At 64.6% G+C, this 22,057-nt stretch carries 19 protein-coding genes; 6 read left to right on the top strand and 13 right to left on the bottom strand.

From position 1 onward, the window contains the following. Positions 1–33 precede the first annotated feature (33 nt). The 8 genes from U1872_RS15720 to U1872_RS15755 form a co-directional block, all read right to left on the bottom strand. The gene (locus U1872_RS15720) at positions 34–573 is read right to left on the bottom strand and encodes a hypothetical protein (protein ID WP_332793856.1); all 540 of its coding nucleotides are present in this window, start codon (positions 571–573) and stop codon (positions 34–36) included. Further along, positions 570–3,941, bottom strand: coding sequence for a glycosyl hydrolase (locus U1872_RS15725; RefSeq protein ID WP_332793857.1), 3,372 nt, complete (start codon positions 3,939–3,941; stop codon positions 570–572). The genes U1872_RS15720 and U1872_RS15725 overlap by 4 nt, the downstream gene beginning before the upstream one ends. Then, complete coding sequence (locus U1872_RS15730) at positions 3,938–5,251, bottom strand: family 1 glycosylhydrolase (RefSeq protein ID WP_332793858.1); 1,314 nt, start codon at positions 5,249–5,251, stop codon at positions 3,938–3,940. The genes U1872_RS15725 and U1872_RS15730 overlap by 4 nt, the downstream gene beginning before the upstream one ends. After that, the gene (locus U1872_RS15735; protein WP_332793859.1) at positions 5,248–6,129 is read right to left on the bottom strand and encodes an alpha/beta hydrolase; all 882 of its coding nucleotides are present in this window, start codon (positions 6,127–6,129) and stop codon (positions 5,248–5,250) included. Before U1872_RS15735 ends, U1872_RS15730 begins: the two co-directional genes overlap by 4 nt. A 183-nt stretch (positions 6,130–6,312) precedes the next feature. Then, positions 6,313–8,592: a TonB-dependent receptor gene (locus U1872_RS15740; RefSeq protein WP_332793860.1), complete on the bottom strand. Its 2,280-nt coding sequence runs from the start codon at positions 8,590–8,592 to the stop codon at positions 6,313–6,315. Between the two features lie 47 nt (positions 8,593–8,639). Beyond that, positions 8,640–9,485, bottom strand: a complete 846-nt coding sequence (locus U1872_RS15745) for a fumarylacetoacetate hydrolase family protein (RefSeq protein ID WP_332793861.1) — start codon at positions 9,483–9,485, stop codon at positions 8,640–8,642. 56 nt (positions 9,486–9,541) lie between these two features. After that, complete coding sequence (locus U1872_RS15750) at positions 9,542–11,101, bottom strand: bifunctional 3-(3-hydroxy-phenyl)propionate/3-hydroxycinnamic acid hydroxylase (RefSeq protein WP_332793862.1); 1,560 nt, start codon at positions 11,099–11,101, stop codon at positions 9,542–9,544. Positions 11,102–11,251: 150 nt separating this feature from the next. Further along, positions 11,252–12,136: a LysR family transcriptional regulator gene (locus U1872_RS15755; RefSeq protein ID WP_332793863.1), complete on the bottom strand. Its 885-nt coding sequence runs from the start codon at positions 12,134–12,136 to the stop codon at positions 11,252–11,254. Positions 12,137–12,257: 121 nt separating this feature from the next. On the opposite strand from U1872_RS15755, the gene U1872_RS15760 reads away from it, so the two are divergent. The 3 genes from U1872_RS15760 to U1872_RS15770 are packed head-to-tail and all read left to right on the top strand — an operon-like array spanning position 12,258 to position 15,125. Next, positions 12,258–13,148 (top strand): VOC family protein, encoded by an 891-nt coding sequence (locus U1872_RS15760; protein ID WP_332793864.1) that lies wholly within the window; start codon positions 12,258–12,260, stop codon positions 13,146–13,148. Between the two features lie 19 nt (positions 13,149–13,167). Beyond that, positions 13,168–14,169, top strand: coding sequence for a cupin domain-containing protein (locus U1872_RS15765; protein ID WP_332793865.1), 1,002 nt, complete (start codon positions 13,168–13,170; stop codon positions 14,167–14,169). Beyond that, on the top strand, positions 14,169–15,125 hold the full coding sequence (locus tag U1872_RS15770) for a PhnD/SsuA/transferrin family substrate-binding protein (protein WP_332793866.1): 957 nt from the start codon (positions 14,169–14,171) through the stop codon (positions 15,123–15,125). The genes U1872_RS15765 and U1872_RS15770 overlap by 1 nt, the downstream gene beginning before the upstream one ends. Before the next feature lie 817 nt (positions 15,126–15,942). On the opposite strand, the gene U1872_RS15775 is transcribed toward U1872_RS15770, so the two are convergent. Further along, entirely contained in the window at positions 15,943–16,332 is a 390-nt protein-coding gene (locus tag U1872_RS15775) for a DUF1622 domain-containing protein (RefSeq protein WP_332793867.1), read from the bottom strand. 140 nt (positions 16,333–16,472) lie between these two features. On the opposite strand from U1872_RS15775, the gene U1872_RS15780 reads away from it, so the two are divergent. Next, positions 16,473–16,697 carry a hypothetical protein gene (locus tag U1872_RS15780; protein ID WP_332793868.1) on the top strand — a complete coding sequence of 75 codons (225 nt, stop codon included), beginning with the start codon at positions 16,473–16,475 and terminating at the stop codon, positions 16,695–16,697. 305 nt (positions 16,698–17,002) lie between these two features. On the opposite strand, the gene U1872_RS15785 is transcribed toward U1872_RS15780, so the two are convergent. The 4 genes from U1872_RS15785 to U1872_RS15795 all read right to left on the bottom strand — a co-directional run bounded on the left by U1872_RS15785 (position 17,003) and on the right by U1872_RS15795 (position 20,426). Continuing rightward, a complete protein-coding gene (locus U1872_RS15785) occupies positions 17,003–17,902 on the bottom strand; it encodes a cobalamin B12-binding domain-containing protein (protein WP_332793869.1) in 900 nt (299 codons plus the stop codon). A gap of 358 nt (positions 17,903–18,260) precedes the next feature. Then, positions 18,261–18,494 carry a hypothetical protein gene (locus U1872_RS22870; protein WP_443025395.1) on the bottom strand — a complete coding sequence of 78 codons (234 nt, stop codon included), beginning with the start codon at positions 18,492–18,494 and terminating at the stop codon, positions 18,261–18,263. Positions 18,495–18,500: 6 nt separating this feature from the next. Then, positions 18,501–18,665, bottom strand: coding sequence for a BLUF domain-containing protein (locus U1872_RS22875; protein ID WP_443025397.1), 165 nt, complete (start codon positions 18,663–18,665; stop codon positions 18,501–18,503). Positions 18,666–18,944: 279 nt separating this feature from the next. After that, positions 18,945–20,426: a deoxyribodipyrimidine photo-lyase gene (locus U1872_RS15795; protein WP_332793871.1), complete on the bottom strand. Its 1,482-nt coding sequence runs from the start codon at positions 20,424–20,426 to the stop codon at positions 18,945–18,947. 253 nt (positions 20,427–20,679) lie between these two features. On the opposite strand from U1872_RS15795, the gene U1872_RS15800 reads away from it, so the two are divergent. Both U1872_RS15800 and U1872_RS15805 read left to right on the top strand, forming a co-directional pair. Then, positions 20,680–21,267, top strand: a complete 588-nt coding sequence (locus tag U1872_RS15800; protein WP_332793872.1) for a GNAT family N-acetyltransferase — start codon at positions 20,680–20,682, stop codon at positions 21,265–21,267. A 434-nt stretch (positions 21,268–21,701) separates the two neighbouring features. Then, positions 21,702–21,983 (top strand): hypothetical protein, encoded by a 282-nt coding sequence (locus U1872_RS15805; protein ID WP_332793873.1) that lies wholly within the window; start codon positions 21,702–21,704, stop codon positions 21,981–21,983. Positions 21,984–22,057 lie beyond the last annotated feature (74 nt).

Raw genomic sequence — 22,057 nt, forward strand, 5'->3', positions numbered from 1 at the left:
GCCCGAGTGCTCCCCTAAAGCGGCCGCTCGTTGTCATTCAGATTTTTGCTCTGATTGGCCTGCGCACCGCGAACCGCGCCCCTGCTGAACAGCCGAGCGGCTCGCTCGCATCGCAGACTCCCTAAGCGCGAGCATGATCGCCAGCCGCGCGATCATGCCACCCAGCAGCGCACCATAAAGCGGTTTGAGCGCGGCGACCGCTGCGAGCGACCAAGCCGATCCGGTCAGCGGCAGCACGGCCATACCCGCCAACCCTGCCATAGCCGCGACCGGCACAGCGACAACCAACGCACGCACGAGCGCATGGCGCGGCCATCGGCGCCCCGGCGGCAGGGCCGCGACACGCCCGGAAGCAAGCCGCCGCCGGGTCAGCACCGTCGGAACGAGGCAGCTCATCAGCGCGACCATCAGGCTCTGCGGGACCGTGTCGACGGCCAGCCCCCGCCAGCCAAGAACGGGCACGACCGCCTGGCCGCCGAACGTCAGCCATACGAACGCTGCGCTGAGCACTGCGTTGATGATCGCCGAGATGGCCACCTCGGTGCGGACATAGCGCCGCTGCGCCGGAGTCACCGTTGAGCCAATACGGTGACAGGCCCGATCAGCCCCGACGCCCGCAATGGCGCATCGGGGCGGTAACTCGGCATCGCGGTCCAGGTCAGTTTGCGCGCGCCCGACTTGGCGTCGCCAATCAGGCGATTGACCCAGAGATTGGCCACGCGCACCTCGATCCGGTTGTGGCCGGGGCGTGCCGCGGCGGCGATGTCGATGTGATAGGGCGCGTGCCATACCGTGCCGACCACAATGCCGTTCACCCGCACTTCGGCGAGATCGCCGACTTGCCCGAGATCGAGCAGAAGCGGCGTCGCGCGATCAATCGCCTTTGGCAAATCCAGGGCCGCCGCATAGCTGGCGACGCCCGAGAAATAGCGGATCGCGGGCGACGGATTCTCGTTGAGCGGGATCAGTCGCGCCAGCCTCGTGGTGGCAGGCGCCCCGCGTCCGGGCTGGAAGGTGACGGTCCACGGTCCGTCCACTCTTCCCACCGGCCGCGACGCTGGGGCTGGAACCGTCACGCTGGCGTTGGTCGCCTTGCGGCGAAACACTACGAACACTGCCTCCTCTCCCACCAGATCGAGCGGGACGATCGTCTGGCCTCCTTCGATGCGATACGAAACGGCGCTGCGCCGCCCGGTGTCGGCGTGCCACAGTTCAGGCACCTTGCCGGTGACGCGGAAGCGCGCCTCGATGCGCTCCGCACGGTTGCGTCGATTGGTGACGAAATAGACGTCGCCATCGGCGAGCGCGCGATGCGCAAAGAGGAGCTCGCTGTCGGGCGCGGGCTTGGTATAGGCGAAATCGGGCAGCAAACCGGTTCCAGCAAGCGCGGCCTCGACATCATGCCCGGCGATGACGCGCCCCTTCCCGATCGTCGTGACCGGCGTGCCCGACCACATGCGCCGCACAAGCGCGGAGAAAGCGGCACGATCGTCGGTCAACGCCGGCGACCCTGTCGGCGCATCGCCTATCAGGGTGGCCCCCTGCTCGACCAGCGTCGCCAACCGACGCAGGACGGGCAGCGTCATCCGGTGTGCCGCACCGCCGAGATAAAGCGCGCGGTAACGCGCTCCGCCGGACGAAACCAAGTTGCCCTGCTCGACCGAAAGGTCTTCCGTCACCGCGTCTGCGTTGACGAAATCATAGGCATAGCGGGTCGGCGTATCGCCCAACGGCGCGCGCGCGAACAGCGCAGTCAGCGGCGCTTCCTCGCCATAGAAATAGGCGACGTCGGCGACGTTGCGCCCCTGCTGGAGCACATAGCTCGAGCGCGCGATATAGTCGATCCAGGGCCGGGCCATCTCGGCCCAGCTTTCGTGCCGGTTGAAATATTGCCCGAAAATCGCGAGCGAAAGACCGGGCAATTTGTCGTCGACCGGCTGATGTACCGAGGTGTGGATCACTGGCCGATTGACGCCGCTTGCAAACTCCAGGTCGACAACACGCTTGAGATCGGCCGGTGCGAACGCCCAGGGTGCCAGCCCCGAGGTGAAGGATTCCGCCGCGACGATGTTCTGGCCATAGAGATGCGCCACCGATGCCGCGCCGCGCAAATCGCCGAGCAACGTCGGGCGCGGTTTTCCGGCGCGATCGTAGGTCCACATCGCCGCCATCGGCACGTCGGCATGGCGCCGCATCGCGATGTCGTCGCCGAGCGCGGGTCGACCATCCTCGAGCGCCTCGCCATATACTTTGAGACCCGCGGCATGGGCAACGCGCGCGATCGTCCCATAATGTTCGCTTGCGAGCAGATCGGCGAGCGTCCGGCGATAATCGTACAGAAAGGCGTCGCTGCGCGCACGCGATCCGATCACCGCCCCGGTCAGCGCCGGAAGCCACGGCCGCGGATCATAGCCGCGCAGCCGCTCGAACTGCGCGAGCATCAACGGCGTCCAATTGGCATCGCCCGCCTCGAAACTGTCGGTGACGATCGCACGCACGCCCCTCGCGCCGACCAAATCGGCCCCCGCCGCCTCCCGGTACAGCCCGATATAATGCTGGAGATAGCGCGTGACCGCGGCGGCATCGTATTTGTCTACTTCCAGCCCCGTCGCCTCGGCGGTGGCGGGGTGGTTGGTCGTGCCGAGCAGCGTCGCCCCCAGCCGAACGATCCGCCAACGGCCCGTGGGCGGAGTCCAGTCGAGCGTGCCGTCGGGCTGCATCCGCGCGGTGAGATCGACCACGCGCGCAGGATCGATTCCCGCGGTTTCCGGCACATCGGCGCTGAGCGCGTAGTAATTCGGGACGGTCGCGAAACCGGCCTTGGCTTCGAACCGGTCGATCCTCGCCTCGCCCGACAGGCGCAATTGCGCGAGCGCGACCGATGGCGCGGGCGGTCCGCTCGGGAACAAGCCATCGACCACGGCACCGGGCGCGGGCGCACCGAGCCCGATCCGCGGTGGCGCGGTGTTGGGCCCAAGCACGAGCCGGAACGCACGCGCCATAATCGGCGCAAAGCTGATCGTCGTCGGCACGGTGCCGAGCGGCAGCGTCGCGATTGCGCGCCACCCCGCCCCGTCGGCAACCTCCAGCACCGGCTGGAACAACGGGTCGCCAAAGGGTGGCAGAGCGCTTGGTATGAACAGCGTTGCGCTGCGGATCGTGGTGGGGCGGGCATAGCTCAGCGTCACGCTGCCGGGCTGATCGGCGCTGCCCCGCGGCACGGCGACTGTCGTCTTGGCATCCTCATCGAGCAGCGCCGCAGCATCGACCGGGCGACCGGCGACGGTCGCGGTCGGAATCGCGGCTGTGGGCGGATCGACCGGATAGGCCAGCACCATGACATCGGCATAGTGTGCCGGCGGATCCGACGCCTTGCCGCCAAACGCCGTCAGCGGATCGTCGAACGGCAGCGCCTGGAACGGCCCGGTCGCGCGCGGCGGTGAAGCCAGCCGCCCCGCGAAGCGATGGCCCCCAACGATGTCGGTTTCGCTCCACACCAGTTTCTTCATGCCGTCGGCGGGTGCGACCCATGGTCCACCGGTCTCGCTCCATCCCGGTGAGCCCGCAACCGCGAATTCGAGGCCGAGCCGGTCTGCTGTCGTCGCCGCAAGCCGGAACGCGTGGCGCCATTCCGGGGTCATATAAGCAAGCCGCTTCTCGACCACCTGCGGGGTCATCAGCGACGCGTCGAACGTCTGGACGCCCCCCAGGCCGACGCGCTTCATCCATTCGAGATCGGCGACGATTCCGGCTTCGCTGATATTGCCGTTGAGCCAATGCCACCACACCCGTGGCCGCGCCTCGGCCGGGGGATCGACGAACCCGGCGGCGAGGCTGTCGCCGGAGGTGCTGTCGGCGGCTGGCGAAGTGGTCTGGCCTAGCGCGGCTGATGATGCCAGCAGTGCGGCGGCCAGCGCAGCACCCCGCGCGCCTCGCTTCATAACGCGTTCCGCCGCGCGAATGCGCCTAGCACGGCGGCGCTGGGTTTGGGCGTCCGCTTGAAGGTGGTGCGATCGACCGCCGCCAGCCCGAAGCCATGGTCGAACCCGCCACCCCATTCGTAATTGTCGAGCAGCGACCAGTGGATGTAGCCAAGCACCGGCACGCCATCGTCGATCGCACGCTTCAATTCGGGCAGTGCGCCCGAGATGAGCGCGCTACGGATGCGATCGTCGTCGGTGCCGACACCATGTTCGCTGACCAGGATCGGCTTGCCGGTCGCCTGATGCGCGTAGCGGACCGCGCCCGCGAGCGAGGGCGCATACACCTCCGCCCCGCGGAAGTTGAGCGTCGCGCCGGGCGGCGGCGGCAGCTTGCCGGTCGCGGTCCACACCGATCGCTCGTAATTCTGGACGCCGAGATAATCGTCGCCCTTGGCCGATTCGAGCCACACGCCATACAGTTCGGCGCGCTTGGCATCGCGCAGGCTGTTGTCCCCCACGGCCTGATCGTCGGCGACAGCGAGGCTGATACCGACAGGCAGATCGGGGCGGACGCCCTTGATCGCGTCGCGCGCGGCTTTGTGCCCGGCGAGCATGTTGCGCGTCACCGCCGCGACATCCTCGGGCATGACGGTATTGGCCACGACGAACTTGCTCGACCCGGTCGCGCGTGCCGCCGCCGCCAGATTCGCCTTGAGCAAGCCGAAAAAGGCCGGCGGCAGGACGATCGGCAGCATACTGGCGATATTGGGTTCGTTGAACGTCATCGCATAGCCGATTCCGCCCGCCAGATGGCGCGCCGCCCGCTCGCAGAAGCGCGCGAACAGCGCCGGCGCCTGCGCGTGCGTCCACCCACCCTGCGCCGCGAACCAGCGCGGGGTGGTGTAATGGTTGAACGTCACCACCGGCGTCAGCCCACGCGCGCGGCAGCCGTCGATCATCGCCTTGTAATGATCGAGCATTGCGATCGAGAACAAGCCGGGCCCGGGCTCGATCCGCGGCCATTCCAGGCTGAAGCGATAGGTGTTGAGGCCGAGGCTCTTCACCAGGTCGAGATCGGTGCGCCACAGCTCGAAACTGTTGTCGGCATCGCCCGACGGTGGGCCAATCGGCGGCTGGACATTCTCCAGCACCCACTGGTCGCTATTGGTATTGTTGCCCTCGACCTGATGCCCTGCGGTGGCAGCGCCCCACAGAAAGCCCTTGGGGAAGGCGCCCGCGGTGGCACTCGGGCCGGCGCGCCGAGCCAAGGCCGGCGCAGCGAGGAGCGCGCCACCGGCGGCGAGCAGCATACGGCGGTCGATGGTCATAGGGACTCCTGCTGTGGTGCCGCGACGTCGGCGATGAAGGCGCGGATTTCGTTGGTCATCCGCGTGTCGGCACCGCCGATATGGCAGGCGAGACTGAAGTGATTGTGGCCCGATGCGATATGGCTGCGCGGCAGATGCCCGTGCCGTGCGAGCCGCGCCGCCAACACGGCGATCGTTTCGGTCTGGAAGCGGGCCGGGTCGAACTCGGCGCACGCGATCAGAAGCGGCACGTCGGTCTCGACCATCGCATCGCGCGGGTGCCGCTCGGGATACTTCTCCGCAGGGCCGTAATAGAGCGTGTCGCGGTCTTCGATCGGCGTGAAGCCGTATAGCCCCGACAGCAGCACCGCACCGCGCACGCCGGGATCAGCCGCGCGCAATCGCAAATGCGTCGCGACATGCACCGCCCCGGCCGACGTGCCGACGACGACGATGCGGTCGGGATCACCGCCATGCTCGGCGGCATGGCCCCGCAACCAGTCGATCGCCGCGCCGACATCCTCGCCGCCGGCAGGCCAGACGGCTTCGGGCGCGAGGCGATAGTTCATTATTGCCCCGAGCATTCCCAACCGTGCCGCCCAGCGCCCGACATGCGCGTTGAACGGGTGATCCGGACTGCTCTTCTCCCCGCGCACAAAGCCGCCGCCATGGACCCACAGCACGACCGGCACGCGCTCCGCCGACGCGGGCGCGTACAGATCCAGCATCTGGCGGGGATCGTCGCCATACGGCAGGTCGCGCGCGCTTGCCGGCTGTGCCGTCAGATACGCATCTTGTTCGGCCCGAAACAGCGCCTGGACTTGCGCCAGCGTCGTCGGGCCGAGCGTACGGCCGAGCGCCGCGATCGCGGCGCGTCGTGGATCCGAAGCGTGCGTCATGACCATGTGCTCCGTCCGTCAGGCCCTGCTTTGCTACTGGGCACCGTGGCGTGGAAGGTTCGGTCGATCATCAGATACACTGCCGTCCCCTTTGGGCGCTCACCGCACCGCTCCGACCGTAGTAGCCGAGCGTCGTCGACCGCGGCGGCGGATCGCCCTGCAACCCGCCGCCGCTGGCGAGTCTCAGAACTTTGCGTCCAGGCTCAGTCCGACCTGGCGGAAGGACTGCGGACCATAGATCGCGCCGACATTGGCCGAGCCGTTGTACGGGAAATCGCTCTGGTACAGCGACGGCTCATGCACATCGAACAGGTTCCGCGCGAACACCGCGATCTGATAACGATCATCCTCGGTGCGCAGGCCGATCCGCCCGCCGACCGTCCAGTGGGGGCGGAAGGTCGATTCCTGGCGCGAATTGGCTTCATAGCGGATCCGCGACTTCCACACCGTGTCGGCCGCCAGGAACGCGTTGAGTCGCGTGGTTATCGGCTGCTGATATTCGCCCGACAGCGTGAACTTGTACTTTGGCGCATAAGCGAGCTGCGTCCCGCCGATCTGCGTCCCGTCGGTGCCGAGGTAGTTGGTCGGATAGGTCGCCTTGGCGTAGATGAAGCCGGTGTTGAGCGACAAATTGCGGTTCACGCGCCCGAAGAAATTGAGCTCGGCACCGCGCGTCTTGACGCCGTCGATGTTGGTCTGAACGCACGACAAGGCTGCCGTCGAAGCAACGGTCGTGCACTGCTGCGCCTGGAAGTCCTTAACCTTGGTGTAGAACAGGTTGAGATCGGCAACAAGACCGCGGAACAGGGTGGCCTTGAGCCCCGCTTCATACGCCATCGGAATCTCCGGACGGACGATATAGGGCGCCAGCGGTGCGGCCGGCGTCGCGATCTGCCCGCCCTTGAAGCCGCGCGAAGCGGTTGCATAGATCATGGCATTCTTCTGCAGATCATATTGCGCGCCGAACCGATAAGAGATCTTTTCGGTGCTTAGGCGCTGCGCCTGAATCCGGTTCGTCGCCAGGTCCAGGTTGTTGCGATCCAGCGACAGCTTTGCGCTGGTGATGCGCCCCCCGCCGATCAGCCGGAAGGCCGGCGTCACGTGGAAAGTCGCCTGCCCGAACGCGGCCAGCGATTCATCGATGATCGTGTCATAGGCCCCGATCGATCGTGCGATCGGGATCGCGACATTGGGCGCCGGGATGAGCGTGACACTCAGCGATTCAGGCGTCCGGGTCTGCTTCTGGTGCGAGTAAAAGGCGCCGACCGTATATTCCAGCCGGTTGCCCGATGGCGAACTGGCCCGGAATTCCTGCGTGAACAGGTCGATATTGCGATGCGTCGCGCCGTTTTCGACCTGCAGTTCGAGCGGATCGCCGCGGAAGATCGACGTAACGTCGCCGCGCTCCTTGTTCGCGCGATAGGCGCTGATCGACGTCAGGGTGAGCGGACCCGCATCGTAATCGAGCTGGACCGAACCGCCGAAATTGTAATTACGGCTGAGCCGCGGCGTCGCCGCGCAATAGTTTTGGTTGCCCTCGCCCACCGTCACGCCACAGCTGGCGAGACGCGCGGTGATGCCGATCGGATCGAACCCGCCACCGCCAAAGAATGGCCCCGGCCCGCCGGCGCGGACGAAGGTGAAGAAGTCGCCGCCATTCTCGAGGCGCGACTTGGTGTAGTCGCCGATCACGTTGACCGTGAGCGCGTCGGTCGGCGTCCACAGCAGCCGCCCGCGAAAGCCGAAGCGATCGACGTTGTTGAGATCGCCGGTCAGTGCGTTGCGGTTGACGCCCTGCCGCTGGTTGAGGAGCCCCGACACGCGGATCGCAGCGTTCGAAGCGAGCGGCACGTTGACGACGCCCTGCACGACCTGGTTGCCGAACTTCGATCCGGCCGTTCCGTCGTTCGAGAGCTCGGTCCGCACGCGCGCGCTGAGCCGGGTCGGATCGGGCGCGTTGGTGGTGACGTTGATGACGCCGGCCGACGTGGTGAGGCCGAACAGCGTTCCTTGCGGCCCCTTGAGCACCTCGATCCGCGCGACGTCGAACAGATCACCGATGTTGGCGTTGCCCTGGCTGACCTGATCGACCACGACCCCGACCGATGCCACTGCGCCCGCCGAGAAGGTCTGCGTACCGATCCCGCGGATCGCACCGCCGCCGCCGGTATTCTGGCCGGGCGCCTGCTGGATCTCGAGCGAGGGCGCAATGCGGTTGAGGTCGTTGAGCGTGTTGACCTGCTGGCGCTCGAGCTGCTTCTGGTCGGCAACCGTGATCGAAATCGGCACGTCGACCACGCGTTCGCGCCTACGCTGTGCGGTGACGACGATATCGGCACCAGTCTGGTCGGCCGTGGTCGCCGCAGGGGGCGACGTAGAAGGTGCGCTGTCCTGCGCCGAGGCGACATTGGGGACAGCCAGCCAACTGGCGGATGCGAGTGCGACTGCAAGCGTGCGGTTCATGATGACCTCTCCTGATTTTTTGTTGTTGTTGGTTTTTTAGGGCCGTTTCAGTGGGCGATGTCCTCATCGACCACATGGTTGCTCAGCGTACCGATCGGGCCGATCTCGACCTCGACGCGGTCGCCGGCCTTCATCCACAACGGGGGGGTGCGCTTGGCCCCGACGCCGCCGGGCGTGCCCGTGGCGATCACGTCTCCCGGCGAGAGCGGGGTGAACGCCGAGACATAGGCAATGATCTTGGCGATCGGGAACACCATGTCGCCGATCGGCTGGTCCTGGACGATCTCTCCGTTGAGCCGCGTCGTGACATGCACGCCGGACAGATCCCCCGCCTCCTGCGGCGTCACCAATTGCGGGCCAAAGGCGCCGGTGCCGGGAAAATTTTTGCCCGGGATGAATTGCGACGTATGCCATTGCCAGTCGCGGATCGACGCGTCGTTGAAGCAGGCGTAGCCCGCGACATGCGCGAGCGCATCCTGCTCGGCGATGGCGCGCCCGCCGCGGCCGATGACGATCGCCAGCTCCCCCTCGAAGTCGAGATGCTCGGACACGCGCGGCCGAACGATCGGCTGGCCGTCCGCGATCAGCGTATCGGCGAACCGCGTGAAGATGGAGGGATTGTCGACCTTCGCGCGACCGGTCTCGACCCGGTGGCTTTCGTAATTATGCCCGACGCACAGGATCTTGCCCGGATTGGGGAGCACCGGCAGCAGCAGCACGTCCGCCGCGGCCAGCGCAGGACCGTCCGCGATGTCGTCGAGCGGGCCGGCCGCGATCGCCGCCTTCAGGTCGGCCGGGGCGCCCGGCATGGCGCCGCAATCGCGGATCGTTCCGCCATCGATCCGCCCGTAACTCGTCGTGCCATCGGCGCGGCGGAAGCTGACATAAGGCATTAACGCTCTCCTGAAGAAAGGGCCGCGATCGGCGGGGCCGCGGCGAGACTGGGGTTTCACGCGCGCAGCTTCAGCGCGGAGCGCGCTTCGATCAGCAATGCGTCGAGATCGTCCTGCGCGACCCCGAACACATAGAAATCGGGCCGCACCAGCACGAAGCGCGCCCCGTGCAGCGCAAGCCAGGCGCCCAGCACACCGCCGTCGTCGATCAATTCCGCATCGACGATCGTAAGGTCGAGCGCGGCGAGCGACGCGAGCACAGGCGATGCCACGGCGTCGGCGGTTGCCGCGGCATCGACCGCGAACAGGCGCCAGCCCCCGCCTGTTACCGTATCGAGCAGCGTTACCCCCTGCCCGATCCGTGGCTGGATGAAGCGCTCCCCGGCCGCGCGCGTGCCCGCAACGACGACCCCCGAGAAATAGGCAGGGATGAGATCGGCCGCGGTGCGACCCGCGCCACCGGCCTGCTGTTCGCGCATCGCCGCATCGCGCGCGGCGGCCCGTTCGGGATCGAGTTCGCAGATATAGCGCCCGGCCTCGACCGCCGCGCTGACGACGCTGCGCACGTGCGGATCGCGTTCGACCTGATAGGTGTCGAGCAATGCCGCATCGGCATCGCCGCGTTCGACCAGCGCGAGTTTCCAGATCAGGTTCGCGACGTCGCGCATACCGTGACACATGCCCTGCCCGAAGAAGGGCGGGGTCTGGTGCGCCGCGTCGCCCGCCAGGAACACGCGCCCGTCGCGCCACCGTTCGGCGATCAGCCCGTGGAAGCGATAGGTCGTCGCGCGGATCAGGTCGTAGGGGACGCCATCGAGATATGGCTTGAGCAGCGCCGCAACCGCGTCAGGCCGCATCATCGCGGCGTCATCCTCGCCCGGCAGCAGCATGAATTCCCAGCGGCGGATGTTGCCGCGTCCGGGTACGATCGTCGCCGGGCGGCGCGGGTCGCACATCATGACCGACAATTGCTGAAGGTTGGCCGCTTCAGGCACGCCCCACAGATCGGGAAAGCGCACCGGCTGTTCGACCTGTGCATCGACGACGAGCCACGATTCCTCGAAATCGAGATCGTCGAGCGCGATGCCAAGCGCCTTGCGCGTATCGCTGCGCGCGCCGTCGCACGCGATCACCCACCGCGCGCGGACCGTGTCGGTCGTGCCGTTGCGGCCCAGCTGCACGCTGACCCCGACATCGTCCTGGACAAAGCCGTCGAGCGTCGTGTCGAGCGACACCGTGACGGTCGGGGCTTGCGCGAGGCCGCCGCGCAACAGCGCCTCCAGCTCGGGCTGATAGAAGAAATAGTCATTGGCCCAGCCAAACGGCTTGGGTCGCCCCGCCGTCCCCATATAGCGGATCACGCCGTGGTCGGCGCCGACATGCAGATGCCCTTCGGTCTCGCGCATGGTCGGGGCGATCGCATCGGCCAGGCCGACCCCCTGGAACAGGCGCATCATCTCATGATCGAGATGCACCGCGCGCGGCAGGACATGCGGTGCCGCGTGACGATCGACGACCAGGGTTTGAAGCCCCGCCTGTGCCGCAAGGTTTGCCGCCAGCGCGCCAACGGGGCCGCATCCGACGATGACCAGATCATAGGCGATCGGCACCGTCATCCGAGGTGTTCAGCAGACGACTGGTGGCAGCGATAGCGCATCGATCGGGATCCTCTCTCGGTGTTCTGATGACACCGAGCCCCAACTGCGCGCTTCCCAGCCCTGTTGTAAAATATTGGATTTTGCAAATACCATAGAGTGGACCTATGGCTATTCCGAAGTGATTGCCGCTACCAATTGCGCGCCCAAGTCGGACAGCGCGCGGTTGCGGAGCGTCCTGATCCCGATGCTGCGCGTGACCTTCGCGTCGGTCACCGGCACCGCGCGCAGCACGCCCATCGACAGCTCGGCTCGGGCCACCCCGCGCGGCAGCATCGTGACGCGCGCGCCGCCGCGTACGATCGCCATCGACGTCAGCAGCGAATCGCAATAGATCACGTCGAGCGGCAACGGCACTTCGGCGGCGAGGAACAGCGCATCGATCTGCCGCCGGAACGCGCCGCCCGGCAGCGGGAGCACCCACCCCATCGCGCTCATCTCACTGAGCGACACTGTCGGCCCCAGCGCATCATGCGCCTTGCCGACGATCAGCGCGAAGGGATCGCGCGCGATGCTGATCTCCTCGATATCCTCGGGCGGCGGCTCGATCCCGGTCGTCACCACCGCCACTTCGATCGCGCCACGTCGCAGCAGATCTGCGAGCTGCGCATCCGACCGCTCGATGATGTGCAGCGCCATCTGGTCGGCTTGCGCCATACGATTGATCGCGGCGGGCAACAGGCTGACGAGTGCGCCGGGCGTCCCACCTACACGCAGCGGCCCGCGCACGCCCTTGCGGGCGAGCGCGACCGACTCCTCGGTATCGCGCAGCAACGCCTCCATCATCTCGGCGCGGCGCATCAGCACCGTGCCCGTATCGGTCAGCACGATCCCGCGACGCCCGCGCACGAACAGTGTCGTGCCGAGTTGCTGTTCCAATTGCGCGATCGCCACCGACACCGAGGGTTGCGAGATGTTGAGCTCGCGCGCCGCCCCGCTGATCGAACCGCCACGGCCGATCGCCAGAAACATGCGCAATACGCGGGAATCGATCATCATTGTCTCCGTCCGATGCTATAGTCTGAAACTATGCATCTCTAGGCAATGCATATTTGCGGGTATGCCGATCGAAGCGCATAGCAATCTGGACCGCGCATCCGCGGCGAGAGAGAGGATTATGGCCCGCTTTCCCATCACTGGCCTGCGCAGCGTCGATCTGACGGTGCCCGATCTTGCCGCCGCGATCGATTTCTACACGTCGGTATGGGGTCTCGACCTAGCCGACCAGACCGCCGACCGCGCGTGGTTGCGCGCGACCGGGACCGATCCGCACGTGGTCGCGCTTCACGCCGGCCAGGCGCCCGACATCCGTTCGATGACATTCCGGCTTGCCGACGATACTGACCCCGATGCGCTTTGTGCGACGGCGCTGTCGCATGGCGCGACCCTGCTGCACGCGGCCCGCGGTGCCGACGAGCCCGGTGGCGGCTCCGTTCTGGCAATGCGCGATCCGATGGGCCGCGCGATCCGGTTCGTCCAGGGCGACACACCGATCGCTGCGCTACCCGATGATCCCGCGCGCCCCGAGCGGCTGTCGCACGTCAATTTCAACAGCGACGATGTCGACCGCGACGTCGCCTTCTTCACCGACGCGCTCGGCTTCGGGCTCACCGATCGTTCGAAGATGATGGGGTTCGTGCGCACAAATGCCGATCATCACACGATCGTCATCTCGACCGCACCGGTCAACACGCTCAACCACGTCGCCTTCCAGATGCCGACCTGGGAAGGCGTGATGCTTGCGGCGGGCAAGATGATCGACCGCAGCTTCCCGATCGGCTGGGGGCCCGGCCGGCATGGCCCGGGCGACAATGTCTTCACCTATTTCGTGGATCCGTTCGGCTTCGTGATCGAATACACCGCCGAGGTGTTGCAGGTCGACGATAGCTACCGCACCGGTAGCCCGGATGACTGGACCTGGCCCGCCGGCCGATCCGACCAATGGGGCATTGCCCCGCCCAAGACCCCGGAATGCAAGGCGGCACAGCTCGCCATTCCGTTCGCCTGACAGCTTTAGGAGAGACGCCATGACGCTTAATCGAATCCTGCCCGGTGCCGCCCCCTATGTCCTGCGCGCCGGCGAGGGCGTGTCGCATCTCGTGGCGGGCCAGGTCGTCCGCACGCTCGCCGGGATCGAGCAGACCGCCGGGGGTTTCGGCGCGATGGTGTGCGATGCCCCGCTCGATCGCGGTCCGATCCCGATGCACTGGCACGAGCGCGAGCATGACACGTGGTTCTGCGTCCGCGGCAAGCTGCAGGTGTGGAGCGGCGACGAATCGCGCGTGCTGACCCCCGGCGATTTCGCCTATGTGAAACCGGGCGGCACGCACAGCTATCAAAGCGTCGCCCCGCGCACGCAATTCTTCGGCGTCGTGGCGCCGGGCGGTTGGGAGCAGTTCTTCGCCGATGCGGGCGAAGTGTGGGGCATGACCGGCCTGCCGCCGGCCGACAAGCCGTTCGACTTCTCGCGGATGGGCCCGGCGATGGGCAAGCACGGCATCATGCGCGTGGACAATCCGGTCTATGCAGAGGCCACGCCGGTCGGCGAGAATGACCAGCAGTTGCCGGGGACGCCCGCATCCTATTTCCTCGAAGCCGGCTACGGCATGCGCCGCACGCTGTTCGGCCATCTGTCGACCGCGGTCCTCACGGCCAAGGAAAGCGCAGGCTTCGTCGATATGCGCGTGATCGAGGGCGGGCATGATGCTGCGATGCCGATGCTGCGCCACGGCGAGACGCACCAGTTTCTCTACATCCTGGACGGCCTGGTCGCGCTGACGCTCGACGGCGAAACCTATCAGCTCAGCAGCGGTGATTCCGCCAACATCCCGGCGGGGACCGCCTATGCGACGCACATCCTTTCCGGAGCAGCCCGCTGGGTCGCGACGGCGTCGGGCGGCAATGGCGCCGAGCTATGGGATGTTGCGGGCAGTGACTGCGCCGCCTTCTGCTTCCCGACCGAACACAACCGCGAGGCCGATAGCGCGAAACTAACGCGTGCCCACCAGATCGACGTGACGCTCGCCTGATGGAGCAGGCGCTCTCGATCGGCTGCACCTTCTCCGACCGGATCGAGGCGCTGCTCGATGGTCGCGTGGCGATCGAGGGCGTGGCGCACGATCTCCGCATCGTCGAGCCGCAGCGGCTGTTCCGGCAGGTGTTGCACGACCAGGCTTATGACATCGCCGAACTGTCGATGGGATCGCACATCGCCGCGATCGCGGCGGGGCGGCGCGATTATCGCGCGGTGCCGGCGTTCCTGTCGCGCAGCTTCCGCCATTCGAACCTGTATGTGCGGACCGACCGTGGGATCGCTTCGCCGTCCGATCTGGCGGGCAAGCGGATCGGCCTCGTCGATTTCCAGCAGACGGCGGCGCTGTGGCTGCGCGGCCTGCTCGCCGACGATTACGGCGTCGCGCGGGAATCAATCACCTGGATCACCGGCGGCCTCCACGCGCCGATGCTCGAGGATCGGATGCCGCTCGCATTGCCGCCCGGCCTGCACGTCGAACGCTCGCCCGAGACGCTCGACGCGCTGCTGCGCGCGGGTGCGATCGATGCCGTCATCAGCCCGACCGCGCCCCGCGCCTTCGCCGATCCCGCCAGCCCGGTCGATCGGCTCTGGCCCGATCCCCGGGCGGCGGAACTGCGATACTGGCAAAGCCGTCGGCTGTTCCCGATCATGCATGTGCTGGTCGTCCGGCGCAGCCTGTGCGCCGCGCGGCGCGGTCTGGCGGAAGCGGTGTTCACGGCCTTTGACGCGGCCCGAAGCATCGCAGCGGCGGACTTGCAGGCTCGCGATTTCCCCAAGGTTATGCTGCCTTGGCTGCCATCCTTCGCCCACCAAACGCACGGCGCGCTCGGTACCGATCCCTGGACCTATGGCGTGGAGGGCAATCGCGAGGTGCTCGAGACGATGCTGCGCTATGCGGTCGCCGACGGGCTCGCGCCGGTATCGCTGACCGTCGATGAGCTTTTCGCCTGATTTGGCAGTCTTTTCCGGTTACGGTTCCAGTCGATTGACCCGCTGCCCGTTTCCTGGACCGATTGAACTGGAGAACTCGCGCTTAGGTTTGAGGGCCGGGTGATGGAGGTCGAAAAGTAGGAACGTCCTGCGAAGCGCAGATTGCGTTCGCTATGAAAGCATCGAGGACCGCAGAGCCTGAACGAAAGTCTGCTTACGGCATTGGGTGCTCCAAACCGGCCGTTCCGGTTTCCACCCGATCTGACGATTTCTCGCGACTGATCGCAGTTCGCCGGTTCAATACCAGATCATCCGCAACGCGCGTCGATTCCATTGTCGGCCCTGTGAGGATGACAGAGCCTTAGAAACCGCTGCAATCCCAACCGATTCGTCGGCCCGCTTCAGATCGGACCGCGTCCTGACGCGACGTGAACCGTTGAAGGCCACGGAGGTGCGATACCAGCGCGATACCAAACTGCGGGCATCACATGCCTAGCCAAGACGGCCTAAGAAAAAGGTCCAAAAATTCAATGGTTTGGAATGGTGCCGCTTACAGGACTCACATTGCGCTCTACAACCCGCAGGAAAGCAGAGGTTTTGGCTCGCCGCCAAATTCGTGGTCCCTTCGTGGCCCACTAAAAATTCGGTCCCTTTTTAGGCCTCGAACCGGTGCCGAATGGAGCACCGTACCTTTCTTTGAAAGCCTATGAGATCTGTGTTTTACCGTCGGGCCAACCCCACTGCCGCGCATAAGCAGTAGGCCAACAAACGGTCGATTCAGATTTGGATCGGCGCGACCTTCGCCGACCAACTGTTTGCGGCTACCCGCCATTAGGCGCTAGCCGTGCCCCTGCTCGCGGCTCCTGCTGCGATCCGCGTCACGCGCCGTTCGCCGCCATGGCCAGCACCCTTCGATCTCAGTTTCGAGGGAGAAGCTCAGGAAGGTGCGGATCGCGATGATGGCGCCGAGGAGCCCAACGCTCGCGAAGGTTAGCGGCGCGGTGATCGTTGAAATGATGTCGGCTCCGACGAGGAGCTCGAGACCTACGAGGATGCCACGCCCCAGTCCTGCTCGATACAGCTGATACGCATCGCCCCAGTTCATCTTACGACCATCGACGGCGAATCGTGCCGAGGCAAACACGACACCGCCGAGGATGATCGCCGCCCCCACCAGCTCCAGAAGCTTGGCGAGTGCATCTACAACAGCGTGCGCCTGCTCAATCATGCTGCTAATTACGAGGAAAAGGCGTCGTATTGCTATAGGTCGGTTGAATTTGCTGGCCGCACCTACCTGCAACAATTCAGTCCCCGCCATTCCCGACGCCTGCGGGAAGCGTAGCTTGCCGGAGGAGCTCGAACGAAGCGATGGCAGAGCTGTTCAAAATTACGCCGGCACTCCACTTCATTGCCTTCCGTGGCGAGGAGTATCACTCCGCCGTACGAATATGGGGCAAGCCCGACTTCATTCACCGCGATTGGGATCGTTGGGCGCAAGAGGACATGCATCCGGTCGACACGGTGATCTTCGCGCGGGGGACTGACCAAGATCCTGTGGTGCGGTTCAATAACTCGCCGCCAACGCCGGATTGACCCATAAGACGACATTCACGCCCGCGTCCCGGCTCGCTATTCCTGCCATCCATTCAGCTTCCGTCTCGGATCGGATTGACCGATTTCAAATTTTGGGAGCACTGGAAAGAAGGCAATCCGCCATCAATCGGGAAGATCAGCCTTTCGAACGGAATAGAGTTTTGAGAACATGGCGTCGGAAAGAAATGACGAAAGGTATTTGCGCGGCGCACTGACTGACTTTACCGATTTGTCTGTCAACACGGATGTACGTCCCAGCACCCAATGTGGTCGCCGCCATCAGCGATATCGACTGCGACTTATCGCTACTCAGAGTCCCGGAAGGCCGCCGCCGTGATGTCGAAGAGCTTCTGCGCGACGATTACGGCGGAGGGCGCATTAGGCGCCGTAGCGTCAGCGCCTACGTTATCCGCCAGCGCCGGGTTCGCGGTGAACATAGGTCCGCCGACCATGATGCCGACCGCCTGATTGCAAGACTCCCGGCGTACCTGCGCAATCGTGGTCCTCATGCTATCGAGTTGGCGTTCAGATCCCGCCGTCAACCCGACGACCGCGAACCAGGCGTTCTTGGCGATGTCGGCAATGTCCTCGGACGTGCCCTCGAGCTCGGTACGGACCTGCCACCCTGCCGCCAGCAGGAACCGCTCCACCATTGTGACCCCGAAGGAGTGCTCGTTACCCGGGGTCATCGCCATCAGGACTTGGCGACGTTCGTCCAGCGCCGATAGGGTATAGGTGTTGTTGAAGATCGCCAGCAGCTTCTGCAGCCGGGCAACACCCAAGGTGACATCGATGAAATCACACTCGTCGCTGTCCCACATTTCGCCGAGCAGGCGCGCGGTAGGTTCTAGCAGCTCGAGGAACAACGTCTCCATCGAAAGCCCGCGGTCACGGAGCACCAGCACGTACGCGGCCGCCGCCTCCAAATCACTGCCGAGCACAATGTCGGCGAGGCCCGTAATGTCGGCGCTAGTCGGAGCCAGGGTCTCGAGAACAACGTTTACGGATGGGGCAGTCGCAACAGCCGTGTGCAACCTCAGCAATCGCGGTACGATCTCATTCGACACGATGCGCGCCAGCTTCGCCTGCCGCTCAGCCACATCTTCTCGGCGATAGATCTCCGGAGCGACGAAATGCGTTTCAAGACGTTTTAGGCCATGACGGTGGATTGCTGGTCTAGCCAACGCGCTGCTCGCCTGCCCCATAACCTTCCTCTCCGCCTCGCCATTGTGACGATTGCAATGTCTGAAATCAGCACATCAGACGGCAGGTGTCGAGACCTTACGGTCCGAGAAACGACCTCCAGAAGAATCGAGAACACTGATAGGCTGCGTCCACGGCAACGTACAATCGACGTACGCCATCCGATCCGCGCTGGAACGCCTGCTGTTCTTTCGCGCAGCGACTGTGGCGTGCATCGGCTGATTAGGGTGCGGCAGTTTGAATGGAATCGGACTTGCAGGTGAAAAACCGACAGCTCCATATGGGGGGGGGGTGGTTTTAGCCGCTTGATCAACGCGGTGCCGGCGCGGGTCGGCTCGAAGTGTCCACTTGGCGAACGAATCAACTCCGCCCGAGCGTGTCCAGCGGACCCGAGTTTAGATGCTCGAGAATGCGTCTAAGTGAAGCGATGTTGCTGTCGTTTTCGGCGCTTGCGAGCGCATCCTGCAGAACCGCGCGGATCCCGTCCGCTCCGACCCGCTCCATATCCCAATGTGGATACAGGCGATCCCGCATCTCCACACTCCGATCGAACGGAACGATATCGTGGTGGCGCAGATCGCCATTAAGATCCAAGATCAGCTACTCCACTTCTACGGGCGGTCCCTCGACCCATTGGAAGAAGACACCGCTGCCGAAAACCAGCACCCCAGTGTTTCCACGTTCATTATTGCGGCGTTGAGACCGTTCGATGATGCGGCCGACTTCGCTCTCGTCGACGCCTTCGGCGGCACGACTGCAGTACACAAAAGTTTCAAGAAGAGGCGCGGCGTCTTCCAGATCCGCGCTGCCTGAAGAATCAAACTAATCGAACATAGGTCAGATCACTTTACTTATGCCGAGCCGGCCGTTACACCCTGTGGAGCAATGTGAGGTAGCGCAGTTTTCCAATTTAGGTAAGAAAGCATTGATGTTTCATCACATTCGACTTCGCACGACCGACCGACCGGCTCCAATTGCAGACATCGAGGGTCGCTCGCTCGGCTGACGACGGCTGCCATTTATTCTGGCGAATAGGCAGACCGGTTAAATCGTCATATCCCCAGTTAAATATGGGCCGACCGGCGCCATGTCGGGGACAGTAACTTTCGGTACCGCCCTTGATGCGGAAGCCGAGAGCCACTCATCTCCGCCCACCCTATGACGGATAGAACCATCACTACGCGGCGCCACACGACCATAGATGGGACGCTCGCGATCGGCGGGTGAGCCGGCGAACATCGCAGCGATGTTGCCGTAGGTACTTGGATCACGGCCGTCGAGACTGAGCCGATCGTTGAGATAGCAGGCCGTCGTCCATGCGGCCTCGGGGCTGGCCGTCATCGCGATGATCCGCTTGCTCCAGTACATCCGCAAATTGTTGTGCATCCAACCCTCGGCCAGGAACTGCCGCTGACAGGCATTCCACGTCTCGTCGCGCGTCTCACCCCTGAGCATCGTCGCAAGCGTCTCCTGGTCGCGGCGCGCGTCGCTGGCATGGTCGGTCATTGTCTGACGCGCCCAACTAGCGATCCTCTCGTAATGCTCGGGAACGTCCAGATGCCGCGCCTGATAGTGAAACCACTCGCGCCAGCCGAGCAACTCGTCGACAAACTTTCGCTTATGCTGTCCGCCAGCAGTAGCGGCGTTCACCGCAGCCAGGACCTCGCGCGGGCCGAGAACGCCGAAGTGCAGATAGGGCGAAAGGCCGCTAGCCCCGTCGGTGCGCGTGGCGTCGTTCCGGGTGGATGCGTAGCTGGGCAGCACATCCGCGACCAGCCGCGCGAGCCGCTCCACCGCCGCCTTCCGACCCGCCGAATGCGCGGAGGTCGCCGGAAGAGAATGGTCGATGTCGAGGCCTGCGATCAACGTATCGAGTTCGCCCACCCCGAAGTTGTCGGGCGTGAAGGGCAACGCACCGGCATATGGCGCAACATCGGCAAGCTCCTCATCCCAAACCGCCCAGGCGAAGCGCGCCGGCTCGTGGATGCGCAGGAACGCAGTCCGTCCGCGGACGTCGGCGCCGATGATGGCAGGCGGGACCAGGCACGCGGCGTTCACCGCGAAGACGGGTACGTCTACCCGTGCGGCTACGCGCTCAGACTGCCACCGCGCGACGAAGGTCGGCTGGTCCTCCACGAAAATTGCGGCAGCGTCGACACTCAGACGGTAGACCAAACCCTTCTCCCGTCGCTCGGCGCGGTCGATGAACCGCACGCACGCAAGCCCGCGTTGGCGACACCCCACGGCGAGATCGATGCTGGCGCCTAGGATGAAGTGGTGCAATCGATCTGACGCGTATGGATAATCCTCACGGACGCCGTGATAGACCAGAACAGGGAGGCGTAGCGCATTGCTAAGACGGACGGCTGCGTCGATGACGGGGTTATCGTGTGCGCGCAATGCCTGCTGCAGCCAGCACAGCACATAGCGACCGTCGGCGGCTGGCAACCGATCGTTTAGCGGGCGAACGCGCGGCGCCTGCTGCCAGTTTGAAAGACCATCGGGTAGCTCAGATAGCGCGGTCATAAACTCAAGCCTACGTTCTTTTCGGCTAACGCAACCGTCAGCCCCCAACCCATCAACGCCCGATATGAACCATTGTCGCGTCGGCAAATTCGTTCAGTGCACGAGATGCGAACCGCCCGATAGCAGTGCATCAGCGGCGTGCATCTCAGGTCGACGGATTTGCGCCAACGGTCCATGTGGGAATTGAGCGCCGCACCAAGGAAACCGAGCCACGGCTGTCATCAGAAATTACGCAGAGGGCGATCTCGATGCGTTGTATCAGATCGCCGTTCAGACCGGTGACGGCGGCGCCGACGCGTCACATTCGTATCGCGATCCCAGACTCTTGGGTCACATCTACGCAGCGCCCTACGCCCTGTTCGCACCGGAACTCGCCTTGGTCCTCGAAGACGACCGTGGCGTCGGCGGATACATCGTCGGAGCATTGGATACGCAAGGTTTCGAACAAATCCTCGAGGAGAAATGGTGGCCCGCACTGCGTGCTGCGCACGCCGCTATGGGGGACGATCTTATCGGCGTAACTGCCGGGGATGACGTACACGCCTGGCGGACCATCCACGATCCGCATCGCGCGCCGGACTGGCTTCTGGAGCACTACCCTTCGCACCTCCACATCAACCTGCTGCCGCGCGTGCAGGGGGGCGGTTATGGCGGACGCCTTCTTCGCGCCTGGACCGAGCAAGCACGCGCACTCGGCTCGACCGGATTCCATCTTGGCGTTAGCAGTGAAAACACCCGAGCCGTGCGCTTCTATGGGCGGCAAGGCCTGACGCGCTTGCTCCCGAACGATGAAGTCGACGACGCGGCGATTTGGTTCGGCGGGACAACCTATGAATGGTAAGTCGGCGCTTCGTTATCTATTTACGAGAAGAATCCGTCGAGCATGATCAGGCCGACGCAGGAGCGATTAGGAATAGCACCCGCGCGCGACAAAGAAGGTCTTAGATGTCAACGCGTAAGTCATTGCGAACAGGTGCGTGGGATCAGCCAAGATGACCCAGAGCGCTCCGTGTGTTTGCCAGAAGCTGCCACTTGTTCATGTCGGACGGATGAAAGCTTTGAGGCACGGGCCTAACCCGACGATCCGTGTGCTGACCTGCTGACGGCATTCGACCACGAGGCCCTGACCATCGATCTTTCTCTCCCCCCCCGGTGAGCGATATCAAGCCCGCATTCGTCAAGCATCGGAACTACGAAACGTCGCGTTGGTTAAGTCCCCAAAGTTAATTAGTGTTCTTGGAGTGCGTAACATGCGCTCGGTGAAAGGGATTAGTTATGATCCGTCCCACGCGTCATGTTCCGCGTACACAAGAAGAAAAGACCGACGACGCAAGCCGACTTGGGGAAGTTGAGGCGTATGGGTCACCTCGCAAAGTATGGGTCGAGGATGGACATGTGTTCGTAGAAGGTCATGACGGCGTAACGATCAGCATGACACCTGAGGTCGCCATTAAATTAGGTCAATCCATCAGCGAGGCTGGGACTGATTCGCTAATCAACAGGGTTATGGAACAGGCTGCCGAGGAACGCGGCGACCGGCCGACATTGTCGTCTTAGTCAGGAGCCGTCCGATAGCTTTGCGTCGATAAGGACCCATACCCGGACGTCCGCTGTATCCATCCGCCGAAGGC

Origin of the sequence: Parasphingomonas frigoris (assembly GCF_036663815.1) — a bacterium.
Classification (GTDB): Bacteria; Pseudomonadota; Alphaproteobacteria; order Sphingomonadales; family Sphingomonadaceae; genus Sphingomonas.